The 605-nt window shown below is 73.6% G+C and carries 2 protein-coding genes; one reads left to right on the top strand and one right to left on the bottom strand.

The features are described 5' to 3' along the window. Positions 1 to 409 (top strand): universal stress protein (locus tag AC1DQC_RS20005; protein ID WP_477052977.1); only part of this gene is annotated, 409 nt, incomplete at its 5' end. Positions 410 to 438: 29 nt separating this feature from the next. Here the strand turns inward: AC1DQC_RS20005 and AC1DQC_RS20010 are convergent. After that, entirely contained in the window at positions 439 to 603 is a 165-nt protein-coding gene (locus AC1DQC_RS20010) for an acetate--CoA ligase family protein (protein WP_477052978.1), read from the bottom strand. Positions 604 to 605: the final 2 nt, after the last annotated feature.

The following is a 605-nucleotide window of genomic DNA, read 5'->3' on the forward strand; positions in this document are numbered from 1 at the left end:
GGACGACCACGGCCCCAGCCACCGCGCGCTCGCCTACGCGATCGAACTCGCCACGTCGCTGAACGCCCACCTCGACGTGGTACACGTCGTCGACATCGAGGACATCCCCGTCGACCCCGAGTTGCCGGACTTCGACGAACAGGTCCTGGGGCACCTCGAGCGGACCCGGGCCGAGACCGAGCGGCTGATGGCCACGTGCACGCAGCGGTGGACCTACCACTGCGCCCGCGGCGACCCGGCGAACCTGCTGCGCACCGTCGCCCGGGAGAACGACGCAACGATGATCCTCGTCGGCAGTCCCCGCCACCGCATGCTGTCCTGGGTCGAACGGCTCCTCGGCACCTCGGTGTCCGGCAGCCTGGTCCGTCACGGCCACCGGACCGTCGTCGTGGTGCCCGACGCGGCCTGACCCCGCCCGCGACCGGGGGGGCGTCTGGGCTATCGGAGCCGGCGCGGCCCCAGGTCCACCCGGCCGCTCGGCTCCGGGCCGATCCGCACCCGCGCGTCGGTGACCACTGCCCCGGACGCGCTGGCCAGCACCGGTTCGCACACCAGCTCGCGCACCTCGGGCAGGTCGTCGCCGAGCGCCGAGATCCGCTGCACCA

Source organism: Cellulomonas sp. P4_H12 (assembly GCF_056400905.1).